The 22,877-nt window shown below is 26.6% G+C and carries 26 protein-coding genes; 2 read left to right on the top strand and 24 right to left on the bottom strand.

From position 1 onward, the window contains the following. Nucleotides 1-84: 84 nt before the first annotated feature. Nucleotides 85-1,437 (bottom strand): DUF6179 domain-containing protein, encoded by a 1,353-nt coding sequence (locus I4U58_RS02330; RefSeq protein ID WP_195929434.1) that lies wholly within the window; start codon nt 1,435-1,437, stop codon nt 85-87. Between the two features lie 3 nt (nt 1,438-1,440). Continuing rightward, on the bottom strand, nt 1,441-1,875 hold the full coding sequence (locus I4U58_RS02335) for a DUF6323 family protein (RefSeq protein WP_195929435.1): 435 nt from the start codon (nt 1,873-1,875) through the stop codon (nt 1,441-1,443). Nucleotides 1,876-2,168: 293 nt separating this feature from the next. Here I4U58_RS02335 and I4U58_RS02340 point away from each other — a divergent pair, with 293 nt between their 5' ends. Then, nucleotides 2,169-2,843, top strand: coding sequence for an HAD family hydrolase (locus I4U58_RS02340; protein WP_195929436.1), 675 nt, complete (start codon nt 2,169-2,171; stop codon nt 2,841-2,843). A 68-nt stretch (nt 2,844-2,911) separates the two neighbouring features. On the opposite strand, the gene I4U58_RS02345 is transcribed toward I4U58_RS02340, so the two are convergent. The 6 genes from I4U58_RS02345 to I4U58_RS02370 all read right to left on the bottom strand — a co-directional run bounded on the left by I4U58_RS02345 (nt 2,912) and on the right by I4U58_RS02370 (nt 8,970). Next, nucleotides 2,912-3,430, bottom strand: a complete 519-nt coding sequence (locus tag I4U58_RS02345; protein ID WP_195929437.1) for a hypothetical protein — start codon at nt 3,428-3,430, stop codon at nt 2,912-2,914. 210 nt (nt 3,431-3,640) lie between these two features. Continuing rightward, on the bottom strand, nt 3,641-5,767 hold the full coding sequence (locus tag I4U58_RS02350; RefSeq protein ID WP_195929438.1) for a PTS transporter subunit IIABC: 2,127 nt from the start codon (nt 5,765-5,767) through the stop codon (nt 3,641-3,643). Nucleotides 5,768-6,030: 263 nt separating this feature from the next. After that, a complete protein-coding gene (locus I4U58_RS02355; RefSeq protein WP_195929439.1) occupies nt 6,031-6,867 on the bottom strand; it encodes a PRD domain-containing protein in 837 nt (278 codons plus the stop codon). A gap of 195 nt (nt 6,868-7,062) precedes the next feature. After that, nucleotides 7,063-7,713, bottom strand: a complete 651-nt coding sequence (locus I4U58_RS02360) for an ABC-2 transporter permease (RefSeq protein ID WP_195929440.1) — start codon at nt 7,711-7,713, stop codon at nt 7,063-7,065. Further along, nucleotides 7,713-8,564 (bottom strand): ABC transporter ATP-binding protein, encoded by an 852-nt coding sequence (locus tag I4U58_RS02365; RefSeq protein WP_195929441.1) that lies wholly within the window; start codon nt 8,562-8,564, stop codon nt 7,713-7,715. The genes I4U58_RS02360 and I4U58_RS02365 overlap by 1 nt, the downstream gene beginning before the upstream one ends. A gap of 31 nt (nt 8,565-8,595) precedes the next feature. Continuing rightward, the gene (locus I4U58_RS02370; RefSeq protein ID WP_195929442.1) at nt 8,596-8,970 is read right to left on the bottom strand and encodes a GntR family transcriptional regulator; all 375 of its coding nucleotides are present in this window, start codon (nt 8,968-8,970) and stop codon (nt 8,596-8,598) included. 199 nt (nt 8,971-9,169) lie between these two features. Between I4U58_RS02370 and I4U58_RS02375 the strand changes: the two genes are divergently transcribed. Next, nucleotides 9,170-9,991 (top strand): LCP family protein, encoded by an 822-nt coding sequence (locus I4U58_RS02375; protein WP_195929443.1) that lies wholly within the window; start codon nt 9,170-9,172, stop codon nt 9,989-9,991. A gap of 80 nt (nt 9,992-10,071) precedes the next feature. Here the strand turns inward: I4U58_RS02375 and I4U58_RS02380 are convergent, their stop codons facing one another. The 16 genes from I4U58_RS02380 to I4U58_RS02455 all read right to left on the bottom strand — a co-directional run bounded on the left by I4U58_RS02380 (nt 10,072) and on the right by I4U58_RS02455 (nt 22,852). Continuing rightward, nucleotides 10,072-11,046 carry a hypothetical protein gene (locus tag I4U58_RS02380; protein ID WP_195929444.1) on the bottom strand — a complete coding sequence of 325 codons (975 nt, stop codon included), beginning with the start codon at nt 11,044-11,046 and terminating at the stop codon, nt 10,072-10,074. A gap of 114 nt (nt 11,047-11,160) precedes the next feature. Further along, nucleotides 11,161-11,571, bottom strand: coding sequence for a zinc ribbon domain-containing protein (locus tag I4U58_RS02385; RefSeq protein ID WP_195929445.1), 411 nt, complete (start codon nt 11,569-11,571; stop codon nt 11,161-11,163). A 12-nt stretch (nt 11,572-11,583) separates the two neighbouring features. Next, entirely contained in the window at nt 11,584-13,143 is a 1,560-nt protein-coding gene (locus I4U58_RS02390; protein WP_195929446.1) for a zinc ribbon domain-containing protein, read from the bottom strand. 36 nt (nt 13,144-13,179) lie between these two features. Continuing rightward, entirely contained in the window at nt 13,180-14,199 is a 1,020-nt protein-coding gene (locus I4U58_RS02395) for a zinc ribbon domain-containing protein (RefSeq protein WP_195929447.1), read from the bottom strand. 22 nt (nt 14,200-14,221) lie between these two features. Continuing rightward, the gene (locus tag I4U58_RS02400; RefSeq protein ID WP_195929448.1) at nt 14,222-14,794 is read right to left on the bottom strand and encodes a zinc ribbon domain-containing protein; all 573 of its coding nucleotides are present in this window, start codon (nt 14,792-14,794) and stop codon (nt 14,222-14,224) included. Nucleotides 14,795-14,809: 15 nt separating this feature from the next. Next, complete coding sequence (locus I4U58_RS02405; protein WP_195929449.1) at nt 14,810-14,992, bottom strand: hypothetical protein; 183 nt, start codon at nt 14,990-14,992, stop codon at nt 14,810-14,812. Between the two features lie 7 nt (nt 14,993-14,999). Beyond that, nucleotides 15,000-16,580 (bottom strand): serine/threonine-protein kinase, encoded by a 1,581-nt coding sequence (locus I4U58_RS02410; RefSeq protein WP_195929450.1) that lies wholly within the window; start codon nt 16,578-16,580, stop codon nt 15,000-15,002. Between the two features lie 38 nt (nt 16,581-16,618). Continuing rightward, a complete protein-coding gene (locus tag I4U58_RS02415; RefSeq protein WP_195929451.1) occupies nt 16,619-16,870 on the bottom strand; it encodes a hypothetical protein in 252 nt (83 codons plus the stop codon). 23 nt (nt 16,871-16,893) lie between these two features. Further along, nucleotides 16,894-17,874: a tetratricopeptide repeat protein gene (locus I4U58_RS02420; protein WP_195929452.1), complete on the bottom strand. Its 981-nt coding sequence runs from the start codon at nt 17,872-17,874 to the stop codon at nt 16,894-16,896. 28 nt (nt 17,875-17,902) lie between these two features. After that, entirely contained in the window at nt 17,903-18,799 is an 897-nt protein-coding gene (locus tag I4U58_RS02425; protein ID WP_195929453.1) for a protein phosphatase 2C domain-containing protein, read from the bottom strand. Nucleotides 18,800-18,862: 63 nt separating this feature from the next. After that, nucleotides 18,863-19,159 carry a WXG100 family type VII secretion target gene (locus I4U58_RS02430; RefSeq protein ID WP_195929454.1) on the bottom strand — a complete coding sequence of 99 codons (297 nt, stop codon included), beginning with the start codon at nt 19,157-19,159 and terminating at the stop codon, nt 18,863-18,865. 65 nt (nt 19,160-19,224) lie between these two features. Beyond that, entirely contained in the window at nt 19,225-19,533 is a 309-nt protein-coding gene (locus tag I4U58_RS02435) for a WXG100 family type VII secretion target (protein ID WP_195929455.1), read from the bottom strand. Nucleotides 19,534-19,545: 12 nt separating this feature from the next. Then, nucleotides 19,546-20,826, bottom strand: a complete 1,281-nt coding sequence (locus tag I4U58_RS14305) for a tetratricopeptide repeat protein (protein ID WP_195929456.1) — start codon at nt 20,824-20,826, stop codon at nt 19,546-19,548. A gap of 32 nt (nt 20,827-20,858) precedes the next feature. After that, the gene (locus I4U58_RS02445) at nt 20,859-22,160 is read right to left on the bottom strand and encodes a hypothetical protein (protein ID WP_195929457.1); all 1,302 of its coding nucleotides are present in this window, start codon (nt 22,158-22,160) and stop codon (nt 20,859-20,861) included. Continuing rightward, nucleotides 22,160-22,480, bottom strand: a complete 321-nt coding sequence (locus I4U58_RS02450) for a hypothetical protein (protein WP_195929458.1) — start codon at nt 22,478-22,480, stop codon at nt 22,160-22,162. Before I4U58_RS02450 ends, I4U58_RS02445 begins: the two co-directional genes overlap by 1 nt. Before the next feature lie 60 nt (nt 22,481-22,540). Further along, nucleotides 22,541-22,852, bottom strand: a complete 312-nt coding sequence (locus I4U58_RS02455; RefSeq protein ID WP_195929459.1) for a WXG100 family type VII secretion target — start codon at nt 22,850-22,852, stop codon at nt 22,541-22,543. Nucleotides 22,853-22,877: the final 25 nt, after the last annotated feature.

Below are 22,877 nucleotides of genomic sequence, written 5' to 3' on the forward strand. Positions count from 1 at the left end.
GGAATTATTCTTAGTGCTATAGCGTAATTGTTTTTTTGTTTATAAATATTTACTCTAGCTCTATGTCTATTAGGTAAGTGCAACTTATAATGACATGATATAATTTTGGATATTGTTTATTTTATTTATAACTTGATTTTTCATATATTCAATATAGCTTTCTTGCCATATATAATCGTATTGTCTTTCTTTAAATATCTCATTTAAAAAATTAAATCTGCTCATTTCAATTTCTTCAAAGAAGATAAATTTCCCTAATAAAGCAAGCTCAATATCTTCTAAACTATCAAATAGTATTTTATATTCTTCATTATAAAAACAATCTGACTTTAATATGTCACAAAAATCATCAAAAGAATTTATATTACTTTTTATAATATCGACCTTCTTATTTATATTATTTTCATTTTCTATTTTATCTAGTACATCTCTAAATCCATCATCACTTAATTTATCTTCTGTTAAAATAATTTTAGATTTTTCTTCTTTATCTATATCACATATTACAACAATATTTTCTATACTATCTTGCATAATACACGATTTTAATTCTTGTATAAATTTATTTTTATATAAACTTATATATTGGATTTCTTTTTCATCATCTATATTAAAGTTTTCTATTATTTTATTAATTGAATTTTCTACTTCTTGTTCTATATTGTCTAAATTTAAGTTGCTTTTTAAATAGTCCATTTCTTTTTCAAATATATAAAAATCTTTAAATTCGCCATCTATTATTGTTGATAATATTGTATTATTTATTACAATTTCAAATATATTTGTAAGTAAATCTCTATAGTCTAATTTATATCTTCTTGCATTTATATCAAGCAACATCTCTACTTCTTTTGATTTAAAATGATTACAGAATTTATTTTCTAGTTCTATAATTTCTAAATAATTTTTAATATAATATAATCCATTTAAATCATTATCTCCAAATATTAATGGATAATCTACACTTATTTTTATATCCTGAGCATTAAACTTCATATCATATATATCGAAAAAATTTCCAAACTCTTTGAGCAAAGTATTATTGTATGCGATTACTTCTGTATTATATTTATTTTGACATACTCTATTGTAAATTTGTTTTGTCTCTTCAAATAGATCTTTTAACTTTTGCTCTCCCATTTTAAAAATAACTTCTATAGAATTTTGTTTAAATAGCTCTATATATTTATCCATATTAAAATCATCTCTGAAATTTGCATCCATTGTATAATAAATCGATTCTAATAATTGTTCGCCGACTTCTACAGTTACTGATGTGCTGGAATTTCCACAATATTTCTGTATAGTTTTATTTAATAAACTTCCTATATCTTGTTGAATACTCAATATAAAGTTTTCGCTAAATTTTTTATTTAAATAACCCCACTTCAGTATATTTATTGTATAATCCTTTGTTATTATCCCTAATAATTTCATATTCTAAAGACCCCCTGTAAGCTTAAATTCTTTTGCAAAATCGTCTATAGCTCCCTGTATCTGAAACATTTCGCCCTTTTTATCTTCATAAGTCTTCTCTAGTATTTCTATAACTTCATCATCAGATATTAAGTCTAATACTTCGCTTTTAAAATAATAAAAAATCTCTTGCATATCGTTTATATTTTCAACATAATTTTCTTTATCTGTATAAGGAGGTGAATATACTATTTCTATAATTTTTTCTAGTGAAGATGTACTCGTTTCAATACGTCCTATTTTAGTTAGGGTTTCATTTGTGTGTTTCATAATATTATTTACATCATTTTCACTTAAAACAAGACCATAATTTATAGATTCATCATTTAATTTTATTAGTTTTTTACTAGATTTTTCTGTAAGATCTCTCATCGTAAATCTCAGCATCTTATTTTCCATAAATTTTTCACTCCTTTTTTTATTAAATGTATTGACTTTTCTTTTGTTTTATGTTATAGTATAATTGATATATTATATTTTCATACATTTATATATTAATCTCAATATATAAAATTGTCAAGTTGCATATTTTTATGCTCTTTTTTTATGTCATTTTTAACTTTTCATATAAATCTTGTATTTTTCCTTATAAATTTTATATTTTTAATTCCCTATTGTTTGATTGTTAGTATTAACTGTGCTATATTTAGAAGTTGTAGTATAAATTTTAAGTTTAAAAGAGGGGAATAAATATGAAATATAATACTGTAATTTTTGACTTAGATGGAACATTATTAAACACTTTAGAAGATTTAGGAGATAGTGTTAATTTTGCTCTTAAATCGTTTGGATATCCAACTAGAACTTATGAGGAAATCAGAATTTTTGTAGGAAATGGCGTAAAAGATTTAGTTACAAAAGCTGTTCCTGATGATACTGATGAAGAAACAACATTAAAATGTCTTCAAACATTTAAAGATCATTATAAAACTAATATGCAAAACAAAACAGCTCCTTATGATGGTATTATAGACTTATTAGAAGAATTAAATTCTAAAGGTGTTAAATTGGCAATAGTATCAAATAAATACGATTTTGGTGTTAAAAATTTAAATAAATACTATTTTAAAGACTTAATACCTGTTGCAATTGGAGAACGCGAAGGTATCAGAAAAAAACCAGCTCCTGACACATTATTAGAAGCTATGAAAGAACTAAACTCTGAAGAAAATAATTCAATCTATGTCGGTGATTCTGGCTCAGATATGTTAACTGCACAAAATGCTCATATAAAAAGTATTGGCGTTACTTGGGGATTTAGAGATGCTAAATCACTTCTAGAAAGTGGAGCTGACTTTTTAATCGATTCTCCAAAACAGTTATTAGAAATAATAGAAAGCGAAAACTGTATAAAAACATGTAATTAAATAAAACAATAAAAAGCAGTTAATCAATAGTAATTAACTGCTTTTTATTATTTTATTCATTATATTATTTACAATGTAGTATCTTTAGAATGTAGCGAGTTTATACTTTCTTTAATTTTGTCTATTGAGTCTTTATCAGAAGCTGATAATATATTTATGCCTATAGCTTCTTCCATAGCTTTTACAAGATTATAAGCTCTATCTAATAGAGCTATTATATCTTGATTTAAATCTTTAAAATCAAGCTTTCCATTTAAGTTAAACTTACCTTCACTTGGATTTTGTATAGCTTTTAATCTCGCCTGTATCTTCACTTGATTAAACTTAAATTCTAATTCGCTTAAAGTATTTCCTAAATTTGAATGAAGGTTAAATACTACAGCTGAATATAACTCAACTAATTCATCTAAATTTTCATCGTTATTTAATTTTAATTCTTCTTTTATATTAAAAGCTATCTTTTCTAATTCAAGCCCGTCTATATATCTTTGTGGAATATTTTCTATCTCTTTAACTAAACTGTTATATTTTTGTAAATCTAGAAGTCCCATATTCACTTTCATATTATATATCTCAGTTGCACTCATTTTATCTATCTCCTTACTTCATAAATAGTATTTAGTCAAATACTTATAATGTAATATTATAACCTCAATATATAAATTTCTTCCATAGTTATTTATTACAATAATTTTTATCTATCCAGTAAACAAAATAAGAGCACTACTCATAATTGAATAATGCTCTTATTAGTTATATTGTTATAAAGTTTAAATTAAAAGAATTATATGGCAATTTTATTTTTCTACTCTTAACATTTCAGCTTTTTCTTCTACTTCACCTTTAGCTAAAACTTTTACATCTTTGAAAGAGTCAGTATTACTTATTATTATTGGAGTTACTGTTCTATATCCAGCTTTTTGGATTTTATCTTTATCAAATTCAACTAATAAGTCACCAACTTTTACTTTATCCCCAACTTTTACATGAGTATCATAGTATTTACCGTTTAATTGAACTGTATCTAATCCTACGTGGATAAGTACTTCTACACCTTCGTCTGAAGTTATTCCTATAGCATGTTTAGTATCGAATACTACTGAAACAGTACCGTTTACTGGAGATACTGCTCTACCTTCTTCAGGTTCTATACCTATACCTTTACCTAACATACCTTCAGAGAATACTCCGTCTTTTACTTCACTTAAATCTATTGCTTTACCTTTTATAGGAGCATATAATACTCCGCTTTCTACTTTTACATCTGATTTAGCTTCTTGTTTTGGTTGTTCTACATTTTCTGATACTTTTACAGTAGCAGCTTTTCCACTAGCTATAAAGTTTTCTAAGTTTGATTTTATAACTGTAACTTTTGGTCCGTATACAACTTGTACACCATTACCTTTTTTGATTACACCTGCTGCTCCACTTGCTTTTAACATACCTTCATTTACTTTTGAAGGATCTTTAACTGTTAAACGAAGTCTTGTTATACAGCAGTCTAAGTCTGTTAAGTTTTCACTTCCACCTAAACCTTGAAGTATTAAAGCACTTAACTGATCATCTGCATCTCCTTGAGATGCATTTTGTCCATCTTTCTTAGCATTAACATCTGCTCTTGTATATAATTTAACTTCAGCATCGTCATTATCTTCACGACCTGGAGTTTTGAAATCGAATTTTTTGATTAAGAAACTGAATAAGAAGTAGTAAACTGCAAAGTAAGCTATACCTACAAATACTATGTTTATCCAGCTTGTTTTAGCATTCCCTTGAAGTATACCGAATAAGAATAAATCTATAAGACCTCCAGAGAATGTCATACCAACACCAACATTTAACATATGCATTAACATATATGCAGCACCTGCAAATACACAGTGGATTACATATAATATTGGTGCAACGAATAAGAATGTGAATTCAAGTGGTTCAGTTATACCTGTTAACATTGAAGTTAATGCTGCTGATAATAATAAACCTCCAACAGCTTTTCTTTTTTCTGGTTTTGCGCATTTATACATTGCTAGTGCAGCACCTGGTAAACCAAATATCATTAGTGGGAATTTACCAGACATGAATCTAGTAGCTTCTACACTAAAGTGTGTTACACTTGGGTCTGATAATTGTGCGAAGAATATATTTTGTGCACCTTCTATCACTTTACCTGCAACTTCCATACTTCCACCAACACCTGTTTGCCAGAATGGTAAGTAGAATACATGGTGAAGACCAAATGGTATTAATGCTCTTTCCATTACTCCATATAACCAAGTTCCTGCATATCCAGAACCTCTAACTAAATCACCAACAGAATAAATTACATTTTGTATTGGTGGCCATAAGTAGAACATTGCTATACCTACTACTAAGTAAACTAATGCACTTATGATTGGAACAAATCTTGTTCCACCAAAGAATGATAATACTTGTGGTAATTCTATTTTATAGAATCTATTGTGAAGTGCTGAAACACCAAGACCTACTATAATCCCCCCAAATACACCCATTTGAAGAGATGTCATCCCTAATACATCTGTTGTAGATCCATTTAACATGCTGTCTGCTCCACCATGAACAGCTATCATTGCACTAACTGCAGCATGCATAATGAAGAATGCTAATGCACCTGATAATGCTGCAACTTCTTTTTCTTGTTTAGCCATACCAATTGCTACACCCATTGCGAATATAATTGGTAAGTTTGTAAATACTACATTCCCTGCTGCATTTAATACAGTTAATATGTTGTATATAAATGTTCCAGGTCCCATAATGCCCATTAACCCATATGTGTTAAGCATTGTTTCATTTGTAAATGATCCCCCTATTCCTAGGAAAAGACCAGCTACTGGTAAGATTGCGATTGGAAGCATAAATGATCTTCCGACACGTTGTAAGACACCAAAGATTTTGTCTTTCATTTTCTAATTCCTCCTTTTTATGTATATATTTTAATAATAATAGCGTATATTTACGCAATAAATTTATTTCTAACTAGTAAATTTGAGCAAATAAAAAGACCTAATTAAAAACGTAAATCTTTTTAGATTACACTTATTTTTATAGATATTTACATAATATAAAAATCTAAATATAGCATTAAACAAAATATATCTATATAAATATGTGTAATATTTTACCCCTTTAAATTAGGTCTTGCCTGCATTACCAGTCACAATCCAAGTTATTTATTTGTCGATATCCTCCTCAGGTGGATAGTTAAAAACATCATCTCTTCCCCAGTAAGATTTAAATTGTATTTTTGTTGTATATACTCTTTTATTTTTTCAGCACAACCATAGTCTTTGCTGTAATTATCTCTTATCATTCTTTGTAATTGGAAGTCTGTATCTTTAGTCGGCTTATTGTTAAATAATCTCTGTGAGAAATATTTTAAATGAGTTATAAACCTACCAAAGTCCAATGAATCTTCATCCAATTCCACTTCATAATAATCTCTAACTATTTCAATAACTTCTTGCATAAAAGTAGTTATTTTTATCATACTAGTCATATTTGTATCTAGTTCAGCATTTACAATATGTAGAGCAATAAATCCTGCTTCATCAACAGAAAGTTCTATTCCATGATTTTTTTTGATTATTGATAAAGACTCTTTTCCTAGCTCATATTCTTGTTGATAAAATCTTTTTATATCCCAAAGTAGAACATTACTGTATTCTTGATTTAGCTTTTTTCTCTCTATTGCAAAACTAAGGTGATCAGTTAAAGTAATATAAATATTATCATTTAGTTTTTTATCAAGTTTCGATTTTATATTGTCTATAATTTCCGTAGATGTATCTATATATTCTTTAGGCACCTGACTTATTAACTCTTGTAACTTATTTGAAGTAACTTTATCATCTATTTTATAAACTACCTCAACTTTGTCAGAGTTTATCCATTCCCCAGGCTTTTTTTGAAAACCAATCCCCAGTCCTCTTATTATTACTTGATTTCCACTCTGATCAATAGAACTAATAAAGTTATTATTAATTACTTTTTTTACTCTATACAATAACCTCACCCCCTATCTGAAAAACATACATTATATTAAAAAAGACCAACAAACATAGGACATCTGTAATATCCCTTATGTAGTTGGTCTTGCCTGCATTACCAGTCACAATCCATAAATATTAAAATTTATCTGTTTTTCTAAATTAAGAATAACATTTTCCCACACTATTTGTCAACAATTTCTTCCAAATTTTTAAAATTCTTTTTTGTTATAAATTGATAGCGAAACTTTATATGATATAAATACTGCTAATATAGTTAATAGCACTAATCCTAGCACTCCAAACTTCATCAGAATTTCTAAATTAGATGGACTTGGCATAGTTATATTTGCTTTTTCTGATATTTTGACAATAGCACCTACTAATATAGCCGGTATAAATAATATCAGCATCATAACTATTCTACCTTTTTCAACCCCAGTTTTAAATACAACTGGAATTATTATAGAAAATAATATAGCGAATACACATGGTACTACTATTGAAGTTACTATTATCTCATTCATACCTGTATCTAATTTTGCAATTTGATTTATAGCTATAGATGTTGTAATTCCAACTACTATACCTATAATAATTGATATTGTAAAAAATATATACTTAGATATTATAATATCTTTTCTATTTATATTCATTGTCAAAGCGTATTTATCCCATTTTGCATATTCATCATAAGACATTGTAGTTATAACTTGCATACTCAACATCAAAGTTATCATAGTTCCAACAAAAGTTCCGTTTTTCAAGAAAATACCATATGCTATGAAAAATATAAGTACTAATACTAATTGCTTCATATAATTTTTCATATTTAATATATCTTTAATTAATAATCCCTTCATTATTTATCCCCCCTAACTGTGAATAAAATAATTTCTTCTAGATTTGTTTTATCTACTATAAATTCTTTATTTTCATATTTATTTTTATTATTTACCATAACTTCACATCCAAATGTATTTTTTCTTATTCCCACTATATCTTCTTTTGATATCTTATCTATATCTTTTTCACTACATTTTACTATACCGTAGTCATAAATCAGCTCATCTTTATTTTTACTAAATACTATCTCTCCATTATCTAAAAATGTTATATAATCTGCGACTTTTTCTAAGTCACTTGTTATATGTGATGCTATAAGCACGCTACACTCTTCATCTTGTATATAATCTAAGAATATATCTAAAATTTCGTCTCTAACTACTGGATCTAGACCACTAGTCGCTTCATCTAGAATTAAAATTTTTGCACTATGACTTAATGCTACTGCTATAGATAATTTCATTTTCATTCCTCTTGAAAATTCTTTTATCTTTTTATTATCAGGTAGTTTAAATTCATTTACATATTTAAAAAATTTATTTTTGTCCCAATTAGAGTATATATTTTTCATTATTTTATCTATATCACGTATTTTTAAATTGTCGTGGAAATAACTTTCATCAAATACTACAGATATATTATTTTTTATTTCTACGGAGTTTTCTTTGAAATCTTTTCCAAATATTTTTATATCACCTGAATCTATATTTATTAAACCTAAAATAGCTTTTATTATAGTTGATTTTCCTGCACCATTTTCTCCTACAATACCCATTATTGTACCTGTCTCTAGTTTAAAAGATATATCTTTTAATTTAAAGTTGTCATATGATTTATTAAGATTTTTCACTTCAATTGCATATTTCATATTAATCTCCTCCATATTTTTAATATACTTATTATTCTTCCTCGTATAAAAGCTTCAAGATTGATTCTATCTCTTCATAATCTATTGAACATTTTTTAGCTTCATCAACTGCTTTTGATAAATATTCTTCTATAATCCTTAATTTTTCTTCTTTTAGTAGCTCCATATTCGTACTTTTTACAAAACTACCCTTTCCAACTACGGAATATATAAATCCACCTCGCTCTAACTCTTCATATGCACGTTTTGTAGTTATTACGCTTATATGTAATTCTTTCGCTAAATATCGCATTGATGGTAGCGAATCACCAGGCTTTAATTTTCCACTTATAATCATATTCTTTATCTGAGTTGTTATTTGCTCATATATAGGTTTATCACTGCTATTGCTTATTATGATCTCCATATTATCACCTCTTTATGTATATATTGTATATACCCTATATATACAATATATACTTTCATATATACTTTGTCAAGCTAATGAAAAAAATTTTTATTTACTTCTATTTGTTTAATTTTATCTTTGTAGATTTTATATACACAGTTTCTGAATTAAAATTTATAAAATGGTTAAAAATTAATACTATAAGGAGGTAATCTATATGAAAAAATTTATTTTTAGTCTTATATATACAATTCCTGTTGTTCTTTTAGTAGTTGCATTAGGCAATAATTTATCAATTGATAATCCATTTTTAGAACAACAAACTAAACAAGAATCTTACTCAAAACGAGATTCTTCTGATACAAAAGAAACATCCATCAATAAAACTACTAAAAACGACAGTAGCCTTGAAGATAAAAATAAACTACATAATAAAAATCAATCTGATACAAACAATAAAACAAAAGACAACAGTAAAAAAGATTCTAGCTCAAACATTACAATACCAAAGGAATCAGATACATTGACAAATATATTAGTTATCTGCACTGTTCCTAGTGATAATTCTTTTGAAAATCCACCTGATAAGTTTTCAGTTTTATCATTAGATAGTGCTAATAATAAAATTTCATTTATACCTATTCCTCTTGATACATATGTAAATATACCTAATGTAGGATATAAAAAATTAGGTGATACATATTCTTGGGGCCAAAATACAGACTTGCTACTAAATGCTATCGAAACAAAATTCAATGCTCATATAACTAAAGTAATTGAAATCAATGCTGAGTCTCTTTCTGAAATGTCAGATAAGCTAAATGAAATGGGAATAGATATGACTGAAGAAAAGCTATTAAAATATCTAAACGAAACAAAAGTATCTAAAGATATGGCAGAAGATATTAAATCAATACCTATCTTTAAATATCCAAAACTAGTAAGTTGTATGAAACCATACATAAAAACAAATATGAATACAGCTAGTTTAATAAAATATGGAATCATAACTTATAAAATTGTTTCACATAAAAGTTAATACAATTTAACCTTCCCTCACTAAAAAATACTCCATCTTAAGCTATTTTAATTTCACTTAAAATGGAGTATTTTTAATTTTTATTTAAATTTACTTAAATAGTCACCGTTATAATTATAAAATGTAATATTGCCTCCAGATGTACTATCTGGCATATATTCCATTCTAAATAAATCTGTAATACCACTTTGTCTTAGTGATGCCTCTTTCATATAATCATTTATATATATATTATCATTTGATAACATTGCATTATAATAATTTTCCATATATCCTGACCATATTTGCCCCATATCAAACTCTGACATATTTTGAGATACATCATTATCAAATTGGCGTCTACATTCTTCTTTTTGGAAGTTATAAATATCATAACCTTCCTCTTGTGATATATCACTGTAAAGTGTTGTTTGGTTATAAGTATAAGTCATACCATCATAGTCGTATTCATATCCCATTGCATAATATATTGTATTGCTACAATCCCTTTGAAGTATTAATTCATTTCCTTCCATCTTATACATTCTTAGATAAACTCCCATTCCCCCATCACCAGTTTGATTTACATAGTTTTCAATAACTAAATATTCTCCTTCATCATAGCTTTTTGTAAATACATTAAAATTATTATTATAATTGAATTCCAACCAAGTCAAAACAGGCATGTCTTCTATATCACTTTCTAATTCTATTACTTGATTATTCTCTATAGTATAAACTTCTATTTTGTATTTATCTGTAAAATTATCACCAAATGATTCTGTTTGTTTTATTGTAACTATCATTTCATTTACATAATCTTTATTTAAATCTCTGAAACTTATATCTGAAATCCCATCTTGTAAAAACACCTCTCCATACGAACTTTGTCCTGAATTAACTAAATTGACTTGTGTTAAATCAGCTATTCCATACTCAGGTATAAGTGTATTTATTATGAAATCGTCATATTCCTTAGTGCTTAAATTATTTATAATATTATTATTTCCTGTACTATTACACCCCGATACAAAAAAGCATAGTGAAATAAACATAATGCAGATAATTTTTTTCATATTTATCCCCCCAATAATATAGACTCTATATTTAAAACTCTTAAAAAATAATCAAAAAGCCTTATATAATCTTATTAAATTGACTATACAAGGCCTCTATTAGTTAAAATTTATTTATAATTTTATACCGCAACATGGACAATATGTTGAAGTTTTATCTATATTTGATAAGCATCTCTTACATTCTATATATTCTGTATTATCAACAGGTATTTCAACTTTTTGGCCACATTTTCCACAAAATCTATCTTCCGGAGTTAAAATAGCTCCACAACTACACTTGATACCTTGTAATTGCTTATTAAATTTATCTATTTTAACTTTAGAATCGTAAATAACATGATCAAATCCTATTATCGATTCACATTTTTCATTTATTTCTTCATTATCAAGTAACCCTTCTCGTACTTTTTTATATATAAATATTCCTAATTCCAAAAGTGCCTCTTCTTTTCTCAAACTCGCATCTTCTACACTTTTATTTAATTTATCTATCTCTCTAACAATTTCTTGTCTATTAGCCACAATTATTTCCCCCTATCTAATCAACTTTTTTGTTCTATAACCGATATACATACAAACAAAACTCAATATAAGTGTGACTATAAGTGTCATTATACAACTAGTTCCTATATATCCACTCATAGTTGTGCCTATAGAGTAATCACCTCCTGATGCATATTCATCAAATAATGAATAAAGTCCGCTACTTAATTTGCTCAAATCTCCACTAAAAATTATTTTAGAGAAATATGATAATAAAACCATTATACTTGTATAACAAATGCTATACATAGCGACTACACTATTTCTTCCTTCACCATATCTAGTTTTGATACTTCTCCCCATGACAACCAAAACTATAATCGGTACTATTATCAGTACTGCTATTCCACCTTGTGACAATATATTTGTAGATGTTATAACTGCATGAAAACTTACAAATTGTATAACTAATAATATCCATGGACTTAACAATAAAAAACCAATTATTAACCCAAGAAATAGTCCTAATCCAATATTATAAGGAACTAAATTCCAAAATCCTGAAGCATACATTGAAAAATATTGAGTATTATCCAATCCATTTACAACCATATATACAAATATAATTACAACTGGTGCAATAGTAATTCCTAATATCATTTTTAAAACCGTATTAAAATTATGTCTAAATATATTAGAAAGTGTGCCTATTGTTTTAGAATTTTCTTTTTCTAATGCCATCATCATTGCTATAAATGAAATAATAAATGAATTTAGAAATACACTTAAAATAGAATAATATACAACTCCTTGTGTTATTTGATATCTTGCAAATAATGATATAACCACCATAATTACTGAATATGATAAAGCTCCTAATGTAGCCATCGGTAATGATTGATATCTTCTTTCTTTAAACATTATTCTTGTCGCTAATACTATTAAGCATCCAGATATAAATGGTGCTAAAAATGTTCTAAGAGCTAGCTTTACAGTAACCCCAGAAAATGTAAATACCATTTTGGGAACTGACATAGCAGTCAAAGTCATAAGAAATAACTTTGGTGTAGATAATCCTGCTAAACTAGATATTCCAATTACTGCTCCTATATTTACTCCTACTAGTGATAATATTAAAGTAATGAGTAATGGAAATAATGCAACAAATATAACAGATGCTAATCCTGTTAAAAATGCTGTCTTTATATTATTTTGAAAAAATCCAATATAATCAAAGTTTTTTAGTCCAAACTTAATATCTTCAAAAAATTCTGGCAAACTCACAAACATTTTTCTAGCATCTTCTGCTAATTCTTCTGCTCCAAAATCTACTTTTTTAATCTTATCTATATAATCAGGATTTCCTAAAGTATTAAAATTTTGATTTTGTGTATTGTATCTAGTTCTCATCCTAACTTCACTCAACAGATGACCACATTTAGGACAATAAGTCTGTGATGTTTTTATAGGATTATTACATATATCACAAAAAGAATTTTTATTTTCTGTAAGCATCAATCTACTTTGTAAGTTATTTAAGTTTTCCCCATCTTTGCTACAGTAATTACAATAATCTTCGTTTTGTTTTCCACATTTTGTACAAAACCTCATATGATATCTCCCCTTTCTAACTGCTCTTTACTATTTTTATATATATTGCTTACTTAGTATTTCCCAATTTTCTAATCTATCTAATTTATAACTACTTCCTGATTGTTTCACAATATAATCAGCATATTCTCTTTGTAATCTGTAAGTTTCCTCTTCTGGATTATATATTTCCCAATCGACAGTATAAGTTATGCTATATACTCCATTTAATACTTTTTTTGCAGATACTTTATCAAATCCTCTTAAACTTATTGTTATGCCCTTTTCATATGCATGTGGTATTGATTTTTTATATTGATTATATGCATTTCCACCAGTTGTCAATTCTCCACTTATTATGCTAAAATCCCCATAATTCATTGCATCTACATAATCATTAAAATATCCTGACATAAAGTAAGTAATATCGTCTAATGGAATACTTGATGATGAACTTTGAGTTGTATCGTTGTTTTTACTAGATGAATTATTCTTAGTTGAGCTATTGTTTCTAGTAGTAGTCTTATTTTTTACTGTACTAGAGCTGCTATTTCCATTAGTAGCGCTTTTTGATTTAGAATCATCTTTAAATGATATCTTCAATACTTTTAAAATCTTATCACCGCCATAAATATTTAAATTTGTTCCCTGTTCCTTAAGCCCTACAATACTACATTTATTATTGAGTTTAACTACATTTGCAATACTGCTGTCATCTAATTTATAGCTTAAGTCTAATTTATCACTTGATGAATTAATTTTAGGCTCTATAATTACAGTTTTATTTACACCAAATACATATGTGTCGCCTTCCATCTCATACTCACCATCTACAACAACATCTTCTATAGAAACATCTTCACTAAATACACTTTCTTTTAATAAAATAAAACTTCCTCCAAGTACTAAACAAATAGACACTACGATAGCAATTATTTTCATTAGATTTTTAGAATCTCCACCATGTTGTGGAGTTTGTTCACTATATATATAGTCATTATCATTAAGGGCTTTACCACAGTAAGCACAATAAGTTACACCCTCTTTATTATTTGTTCCACAATTTTTACAAATCATTTAACTCTCACTTCCCCTAAATTTATACTAATCTTGTTCCACAATGACTACAGAATTTTGCACCTTGCTTTAGCGGTGTTTTACAATTAGGACACATATCTGAAGTTTCATAATCTTTTATATCATCTTGTATAGTTTCAGTATAGTTTTCGCCATCATCAACTAAACTCTCTGAAGTTCTATCAGTATATACTAAGCTTTCTGTATTTACGTCACTATTAAACAAGCTATCTGTCATTAAATTTTCTGTCTGTAAATCTTGATATATATTGGGATTTAATTGTCTATTAAAATCTTGTTCTGAATTTTGGTTAGTATATTGTGTTTTATTTATATGTTGATTTGGATAATTATTGCTTAGCCCTTCTGTAAGATCAAATTCCTGATTTGGGCTGACATATGGTCTAGAATTTGGTGCTCTATAATTTTTAACTCTGCTATCTTGAAAATGTGGTTCATATTGTTGATTTCTTATACTCTTAATTGTATTCTGTCTTTGTTTATTTTTCTTATGATTATCTACAAAAATCCATATAAGGGTTCCTATTATTCCAACAACCCCTACAATTGTTAAAACTATCCCTATTGTATACATATTATTCCTCCCCTTTTAGATCCATCCATTTGATTCTAATTCATCAATCTTACCTCTCAACTGTACTACTTCCGCTGTATTTTCTCCATTTGGCGCATATTGAACTGCTAAATTATAGTTGTCTATTACTTTTTGATAATCTCTGCTTTCTTCACTTTTATTTCCTTCAGATTCTATATATACATATGCTAATTGCACATAACACCTATATTCTGATGGATATTTTTCTTCCATCTGTATAAATACATTTTCTGCTGATACTAAGTCCCCACTTTGTTGATATGCATATGCTAAAGTTATTTCGATTTTTATATATATTTGCAATTGAAATATAACACTCAGATTTTATATTTTCATTTTTAGTTGTATTTATTATGTTTTTATATCCACTTATTGCTGATGATATATTATTTGATGCTTCATCAATTTCACAATTTATATAGTTGATATAATCATCATTTCCATCAGGTATACTATTGATTATTTCTTGAGCTTTTTCTATCTGATTATCTTTGACATAGGCTTTTGCTAAATCTGCCTTAAATTCATTAATTCTATCATTGTAGTTTTCGTCTTGAGATGCTAAATCGACTGTTTTTGAAAAATATTCTATTGCTCCTGTCCAGTTTTCCTGCTTATAATAAGCATTTCCCATTACAAAATTATATTCAGGATTATCTATTATTTTATTATTCTTGTTAGAATAATCTATTAAATATTCTAAATAGAAATCATAATTACCTTGTTTATAGTAAACATTTGCATTTCCTATTACATATGCTGGGTCATCTGAATTTATTTCCCCAGCTTTTTCGAAATTACTTTGTGCTTCTTCTAAGTTTCCACTTTTTAAACATTCTGTACCCTCATTTATTAACTTGTCATATTTAGATATTTTTTGATTAAAAAATGTTTTTGTACCAAAAATTATCGCTCCAACAGCTATACAAATTAATAACACCTTTGAGGTATTTTTAATAAATTTATCTCTTTTTTGTTTTTTATATGACTCGTTAAAAACATATATATTTTTTAAGTCATACAAAAGTTCATTTACATTTTGATATCTTTTATCAGGTCTATTTTGTACACATTTATTTACTATATATTCAATTCCCTGAGATAAATGAGGATTATAAATTCTCATAGGTCTAAAATCATATAGTAAATCATTTGGATTCATACCTGTTAATAAGTAGTATAAAGTAACACCTAAAGAATATATATCTGTTCTTTCATCAGTTTGACTTTTTCCATATTGTTCGGGTGCTGCATATCCTCTTGTCCCCATATAACTAGTATCACTTAAACTATCTGTTTTAAATTCTCTAGCTATACCAAAATCTATTAATTTTACTGTATTATCTGGGGCTATTATTATATTTTCTGGTTTCATATCTCTATAAATTATTGGATTTGGCCTTTGAGAATGTAAATAAATTAACACTTCACATAATTGTTTTGCCCACTCTACTACTAATCCTTCTGCAAATTGGCCAACTTGTTTTAATTCTTTATCTAGAGCTATACCCTCTATATAATCTTCTATAATATATAAATAATTTTGGTCTTGTTCTATATCGATAATTCTAGGAAGTGAAGGATGGTTTAATTTTTTAAGAATGTTTGGCTCTGCTAGTAAATCATATCCTTGCCCTCTTTTTTTATTTATTACTTTTATTACCCATAATGTTCCTAATGATATATTTTGAGCTAAATATACACTCCCCATACCTCCTTGACCTATCTTTTTAATTATTTTGTATTTATTAAAAAGAATATTCATCGCTTATCCCACTTATGAAAACTCTCTTCTGTTTAAAGTTAATTGCATGTATCTATTTCTAAAGTTATATTATCATCATTACCTTCACTATATGATGTTATATTAATTATGTCAATAATATCTGAACATCTATCTGAAGCTTTAGTATAATGTTTTTCTCTGTCATCTGTATAATTTGTTAAATACGCTCTATCTGACCATAATCCACTTAAATCATATTCACTTAATATATTTTTTAGATAATCTATAAACTCAGATTCATCATCAAATTCTTCATATATATTTTCCATTTCACCAGATACTATATATTTATCTATTTCTTCTTCACCAAGTCTATTTCCTCCCCATAGGTACTTATAATATATAATTTTTCTCCGTCAAATTTATATATATCTAAAATTTTATATTCTTGATCTTCATCCCCATTATTTACTCCTAATCCACTTCCATATTCTAAACATAAATATTTATCTCCATTTAAATTTTTTATAAATAAATTTGCGTTAGCTTCATATTTATTAGTTAAAAACATTTCATATGTCACATAATCTCCTGGTTCTTGTGAATTATTAAAACAGTATATTGGTACACAATTTACATCATTATCATTTACTGTGTAAACTTCTATAGCTAAATTTTGATTTTCAACTCTAGAAACTATCATTTCATCAGTTCCATTGTTATCTAAATCATCATATATTATTCTTATTATTCCGCCATAACCTGAACTAATTATATTATTTGAACTTTCAGTAAGAGAATAGTTAAACTTTGTATTTGAAATCATACCATACTCTGCTTTTAATTCATCTTCCAATGATTTATATAAGTCCTTAGATAAATCTGTACCGTTTTGTAATGTATCTATATTTGTTTCAGAATTATCATTATTAGCCAAGTTTGTATTGTTTTGCTCTGGTGTTGGTGGCAATACATCTTTACCAGTTTCCTTTATATATTCATTTCGTATTGCCTCATATCTTTGTTTAATTGCCTCTATATCAGATACATTAAGCATTGCATTACTCGCAACATTGTATATGTTTTGTGCAGCATCTTCTTTATTTTGCTTTTTATACGTATCCATAAGACCTACATAGGCCCTGTCTTTCTTCTTATCAATAGTTATAGCCTTATTAAATGCCAGTACTGCTTCTTCATATTTATCAGTTTCTAAAAGTTTATATCCGTAATTTACTTGTTTGTTATATTTCCCAAAGTTGTCTTTTAATACTATCATACCAACACCAACTATCGTTATAATAGTGAACAAAACTAATAATTTTGTTTTCAACACTTCTCCCCCTTTATAGTTTTATAATTTAATACAATAAATTTATGCCTATGATAGTTATTACTAAAAAAGTTAAAAGCAATATACATCTAATAACTTTATTTGCTTTTTCATTTTTACTGCCTTCTATTTCTATTAAAAGTGCAGTTATATTATCTATTCCACCCTTTAATAGTGAATTATCTACAATAAAACTAACAGCATTATCTGTAGTACTACTATTTCTTATTATATTTTCAATTTCATTATCATTTAATAAATCTGATACACCATCACTACAAATTAAAAATCTATCTCCTTTATTTATTCTAAACAGTATCTTATATGGTGATATATTTCCATTTTGTGTTGATATACCTAAATATTGAGTTAATATATTTTTTGAGGGACTACTTTTCATTTCATCTTTGCTTATAATTCCTGATTTATAAAGCATCTGTGCTTTTGTATGGTCTTTAGATAGTTGTATAATTTCATATTTTGAAATAAAATAAATTCTACTATCACCTAAATTATATATATACATATAATCTTCATATATAATTATTAATGCCATTGTAGTTCCTATGCAGTCTTTGTTTAATTTTGATGTAACTTCACAAATTCTTTCATTAACATCCTCTATATATTCATCTATATGTTTCTCTATAGTTATTCTTCCTGAATAATTGAATACTTCTTTTTGATATTTTGAAAGTATTTTAACAGCAATATAAGATGCAATTTCTCCTAAGTCTCCTCCACCCATGCCGTCGCATACTGCATAAACCTGTATTTTATCATTAGTATTTATATTGAAAAATAAATTCTTTTTTTCATTTGGGTCTTCTTTAAATTCTCCATTTAAATAGAAGTTATCTTCATTATTTTTTCTTTTATTTCCTTTATGGCACCCTACAGATGCCGAAATATTAAACATTCTCATACTATCATTCCTTAAAATAGAGTCATTATTATAAAAAATAATAACAACCCTATTATTTAAATATTAGTTAGAAGATATGGAGCTAGCCATATCTTGATCATTTTGTTCTACTTGTTGGGCTATATTTTCTATTAATGAACCTAGATTATCTACTACCTCTGGAAATTGTTTTAAACTTTCTTGTAATTCTTGATATTTAGCAAATAAGCTATCTTGTGCTGCACCATCAAATACACTTTCTAAATTTTCTATTTCAGAATTCAAATAATTTAAAATATCGTTTATTTCCTCTGCTTTAGCATGGAAATTAGCCCCTGCTTGTTTCATCTCTGGTATGCTATACAATATTCTATCTGCCATCTTTCTACCCCCTAAAAATATTTATTTTAAATTATTAGATTTATATCTAATAATCTTTTACTATATTACAGTTGTAATGATTTTAATGTTGTTTGAATTAACTCATCTAGTTTTTTATAGTCTTCCTGTGATGACTTTATGCATTCTTTAAAATGATTTAATATTTTTATGTGAAGTTCCATATTATATTTCCACTTATTATCGAAAGTATTAAAAAATTCCTCACTTGCAGCACTATCCCAGCCAGATGTTTTTAATATATCGATACTTTTATTTAGTTTATTTAAAGTTTCTTCAAATAAATCTATACTTTCTTGATATTTAGATATAGTATATTCAAATGCATCAAAATTCACTTTTAATATTTTAGACATCATGCCCCCTCCCTAAATTCCAAATTTATTAAGTATTTCACTTTTATCCACAGCTAACTTTTTATCACTTTGTGATTTTTCAATATCTCCCATAGCTTCGTATATCTGCGCTCTCAATAAATAAGCTTCTCCAATATTATCAGATATAGCCAGAATATAATTAGCCATTTCCAATGCTCTTTCATAATTCTCTAATTCTTTATATATAATTCCTCTATAGATAATTAAGTCCAAGTTATCTGGATAGTCTAAACTTCCTTGTCTTAAAATACCAACTGTATTTTCATAATAATCTTTACAAGAGTTTTGACCATAAAGCGCTTTTATTACTTGACCTTTTAGGAAAAGAGCTGAATAATAATATATTCCTTCATTTTTATATTCAATTATTTCATCTATATATTTTTGTGCATTTAAATAATCATTTTCACTTATATAGATCATAATTAAATAAAATGAGCTATCTTCATTAAATTCATCTTTATTTAAGTCAATTATTTGTTTTAGTGTATTTTTAGCTTTTTGTACTTCATTTTGTGATAAGTAAATCTTAGCTTTTTCATTTAATACAATTTTACTGTTATTATTTTTAAATACAGTTTCTAAAATCTCCAATGCTTCTTGTATTTTTTGTTGTTCCTCAAACAAAATCACCTTATCGAATAAAAATCCTTCATCTTCAGGAAACATTGCCATTGCACTTTGTAGAATTTGCTGTGCTTCTTGGAGTCTGTTGTTTTCTATTAATATTAAAAATTTTAAATGATATCCTTCAAATAAATCGGGATTTATTTGTATAAATAAGTCTAAGTTTTCTAATGCCTCTTCAATTTTGTCCATTCCTATTAATATTTCTATCTTTCTCAACATAATATCAGCTCTAAATTTATCTTTTGACAAAGCCTTATTATAGTATTTTAATGCTTTATAGTAATCTTCATTTTCTTCACATATAATTGCATAATTTATAAAAATATCTATATCTGAAAATCCTAAACTAATCGCTTTTAAGTATGCTTCCTTGCCATCTTGTTGATTACCTTGTAAAAATTTAATATTACCTAGATAGAAATATGCCTTTGCATTATCTTTATCTATCAATAATATATTATTTAAACATTCCTCTGCACTTATAAAGTCTTCTAGCATTATATATGATTCACTTAACCCAAAATATATATCTATATCCATTGGATTTTGTTTTTGTGCCTCTTTATACTTATTTATAGATTCTCTATAATTTCCTACACTATAAAGTACTTTAGCTTGATTTATATATTCTTGTGTTATCACTATATTCCCCCCTTAGAATATTTTAAGTTTTTCTATGTTCCAAAATTATATAACTTATATCTATTTAAACTTGTGTTAGCTTGAGGATTTAAGTTTATATACCTAATGTTTGGAATATTGTGCAATGGGATATTTAAATTATTTATAATGTGATTTTTTGATTTTTTAGCGGAAAAATAATCATCTTTATATGACTTTATAGAGCTTATTACTTCACCTATTGGATTAACTTTCATAGTTATAGTGCCTATATCTCTACTCATATTTGAAATTTTATTTAAAGTATTTATATCGTCTATACCTATTCCCTGACTAAATCTTTTTATTAAATTAGTGGATTTATCTAATTTTGTTAAATCATCTTTATTAAATGGTTTTGTACTGATTAGATTTTTATAAAATGAAATATTTTTGTCATATGCCTTAATTTCACTTATTTTATTTTTAGTAAAGTCTTTTAAATTTTTAAATAAAAAATATGAACTTATAACTTGTGTAGTTCCTCTTCCTATTTTTTCACCTATTTCTCTATTACCGATTGTTGCTGATGTGACTTTTCCACCTATATACTCACTTGCATTTATATGATCTTTGTTGTCTATTTTATCGGCTTTAGCGTTGTTTTTAGTAGTATTAAATTCTTTTAATGCTTTTACATCATAAATATATTTTGTTATTCCTTTATATCCTAACCATATAGTAGCGGCGATTCCACCTAGTGCAGCTATTATCCATGCTCCAGAACCAACTGCAGCTGCTATTAATAGAGTTGCTGCTGCTACAGTTGTAACGCCATCTTTTAAGATGTTAATCCAGTACTTTCCGCCCTTTTCATAATAAAAATCTTTTATATTGTATTTTAAGTTTCTAAAATTAATATTTATCGCCTCTCTGAATTGTTCTGTAGTGCATCCTGTTATTAATTTAGTTATAAACTCCAATTTATTTATAGGGTTATATTTACTTTGATTTAAATATACTAGTATATGTGTTCCTATACCTGTTTTTATGTTATTTTTAACCTTAAAATATTTACTATCTTGTTTAATTCTTTTCGCTACTTTTCTATCAGTGTTTAGTACTTCATTTTCTAGTTCATCTATCTTTTGTTTAAATATAGTCATTTTTTCTTTTTTATTTATACATTCATTAATTCTATTTTTTATCTGCAGATTAGCTTGATTCAAATTTCCAGTATTGAGAGTATCTAATTCATCTAACTTTTTTCGAAATCCTTCTAATTGATTTATTCTTTTATTATATCTATCTGCTGCTTTTTTAGCTGTATTAGATAAACCATTTAGCTTTGAATAATTTATTATCATCTCTCCCATTAGATAAGCCCTCCAAATAAGTTATTAAACCTTTCTTTGTTTTCAATTTCCTCTTGTTGAACTTTTTCATAAAGTCTATTAAGTTCATTTTCTATGCTGTTATTTGCTTCTATCAAAAAATCATCTATATATGGATATTTTTCATAATATTCATATACTATATCTTCAATTGAGATATTAACTGTAGATTTTAACGAATCTATACAATCCTCTTTCAAATCATCTATTTTATAATTTATATCATTGACAAAATTATCTTTTTCCATAATCTTATTTTGTAATCTTTTTAATTCTTTATATTTATGCTTTAAATTACTCATAATCTCCCCCTAAAATAAATAAAATCATATTTAAACGTCTATACGTTATAATTAAATCCACTATTTTTTTGAATTCGTAGAACTTTCAATTTGGCTTGAAACATCTGTATCAAATTCTTCATATCTTAAAGCAATTTTCTCTAGCATCAATGCCATTTCTCTTAAATTATCTTCTTGGTCATTCAATTTAGTTTTTAATAAAACAAACTCGGCATGAAAGCCATTTTTGCCTTCTCCTTCCCACGAACTCTCTAATTCATCAGTTGCTCTAAATACTGTTTCTCTTGCAATTCTATATGTTTTTATGCTCTCTTTTAAATCTGAAATAGTATTATAAAAATACTTTGTATCTATTTTCTTAACCTCTTTCATCTAACTCCCCCAAACTAATAAATAT

This window comes from Clostridium sp. 1001270J_160509_D11 (genome assembly GCF_015667935.1).
Lineage (GTDB): Bacteria > Bacillota > Clostridia > Peptostreptococcales > Peptostreptococcaceae > Intestinibacter.

Excerpts from the sequence above, each read along its gene's own strand:
- I4U58_RS02330 (WP_195929434.1), bottom strand. The coding sequence starts at position 1,437 with ATGAAATTATTAGGGATAATAACAAAGGATTATACAATAAATATACTG.
- I4U58_RS02335 (WP_195929435.1), bottom strand. The coding sequence starts at position 1,875 with ATGGAAAATAAGATGCTGAGATTTACGATGAGAGATCTTACAGAAAAA.
- I4U58_RS02340 (WP_195929436.1), top strand. The coding sequence starts at position 2,169 with ATGAAATATAATACTGTAATTTTTGACTTAGATGGAACATTATTAAAC.
- I4U58_RS02345 (WP_195929437.1), bottom strand. The coding sequence starts at position 3,430 with ATGAGTGCAACTGAGATATATAATATGAAAGTGAATATGGGACTTCTA.
- I4U58_RS02350 (WP_195929438.1), bottom strand. The coding sequence starts at position 5,767 with ATGAAAGACAAAATCTTTGGTGTCTTACAACGTGTCGGAAGATCATTT.
- I4U58_RS02360 (WP_195929440.1), bottom strand. The coding sequence starts at position 7,713 with ATGAAGGGATTATTAATTAAAGATATATTAAATATGAAAAATTATATG.
- I4U58_RS02365 (WP_195929441.1), bottom strand. The coding sequence starts at position 8,564 with ATGAAATATGCAATTGAAGTGAAAAATCTTAATAAATCATATGACAAC.
- I4U58_RS02370 (WP_195929442.1), bottom strand. The coding sequence starts at position 8,970 with ATGGAGATCATAATAAGCAATAGCAGTGATAAACCTATATATGAGCAA.
- I4U58_RS02375 (WP_195929443.1), top strand. The coding sequence starts at position 9,170 with ATGAAAAAATTTATTTTTAGTCTTATATATACAATTCCTGTTGTTCTT.
- I4U58_RS02380 (WP_195929444.1), bottom strand. The coding sequence starts at position 11,046 with ATGAAAAAAATTATCTGCATTATGTTTATTTCACTATGCTTTTTTGTA.
- I4U58_RS02390 (WP_195929446.1), bottom strand. The coding sequence starts at position 13,143 with ATGAGGTTTTGTACAAAATGTGGAAAACAAAACGAAGATTATTGTAAT.
- I4U58_RS02395 (WP_195929447.1), bottom strand. The coding sequence starts at position 14,199 with ATGATTTGTAAAAATTGTGGAACAAATAATAAAGAGGGTGTAACTTAT.
- I4U58_RS02400 (WP_195929448.1), bottom strand. The coding sequence starts at position 14,794 with ATGTATACAATAGGGATAGTTTTAACAATTGTAGGGGTTGTTGGAATA.
- I4U58_RS02410 (WP_195929450.1), bottom strand. The coding sequence starts at position 16,580 with ATGAATATTCTTTTTAATAAATACAAAATAATTAAAAAGATAGGTCAA.
- I4U58_RS02415 (WP_195929451.1), bottom strand. The coding sequence starts at position 16,870 with ATGGAAAATATATATGAAGAATTTGATGATGAATCTGAGTTTATAGAT.
- I4U58_RS02425 (WP_195929453.1), bottom strand. The coding sequence starts at position 18,799 with ATGAGAATGTTTAATATTTCGGCATCTGTAGGGTGCCATAAAGGAAAT.
- I4U58_RS02430 (WP_195929454.1), bottom strand. The coding sequence starts at position 19,159 with ATGGCAGATAGAATATTGTATAGCATACCAGAGATGAAACAAGCAGGG.
- I4U58_RS02435 (WP_195929455.1), bottom strand. The coding sequence starts at position 19,533 with ATGTCTAAAATATTAAAAGTGAATTTTGATGCATTTGAATATACTATA.
- I4U58_RS02445 (WP_195929457.1), bottom strand. The coding sequence starts at position 22,160 with ATGGGAGAGATGATAATAAATTATTCAAAGCTAAATGGTTTATCTAAT.
- I4U58_RS02450 (WP_195929458.1), bottom strand. The coding sequence starts at position 22,480 with ATGAGTAATTTAAAGCATAAATATAAAGAATTAAAAAGATTACAAAAT.
- I4U58_RS02455 (WP_195929459.1), bottom strand. The coding sequence starts at position 22,852 with ATGAAAGAGGTTAAGAAAATAGATACAAAGTATTTTTATAATACTATT.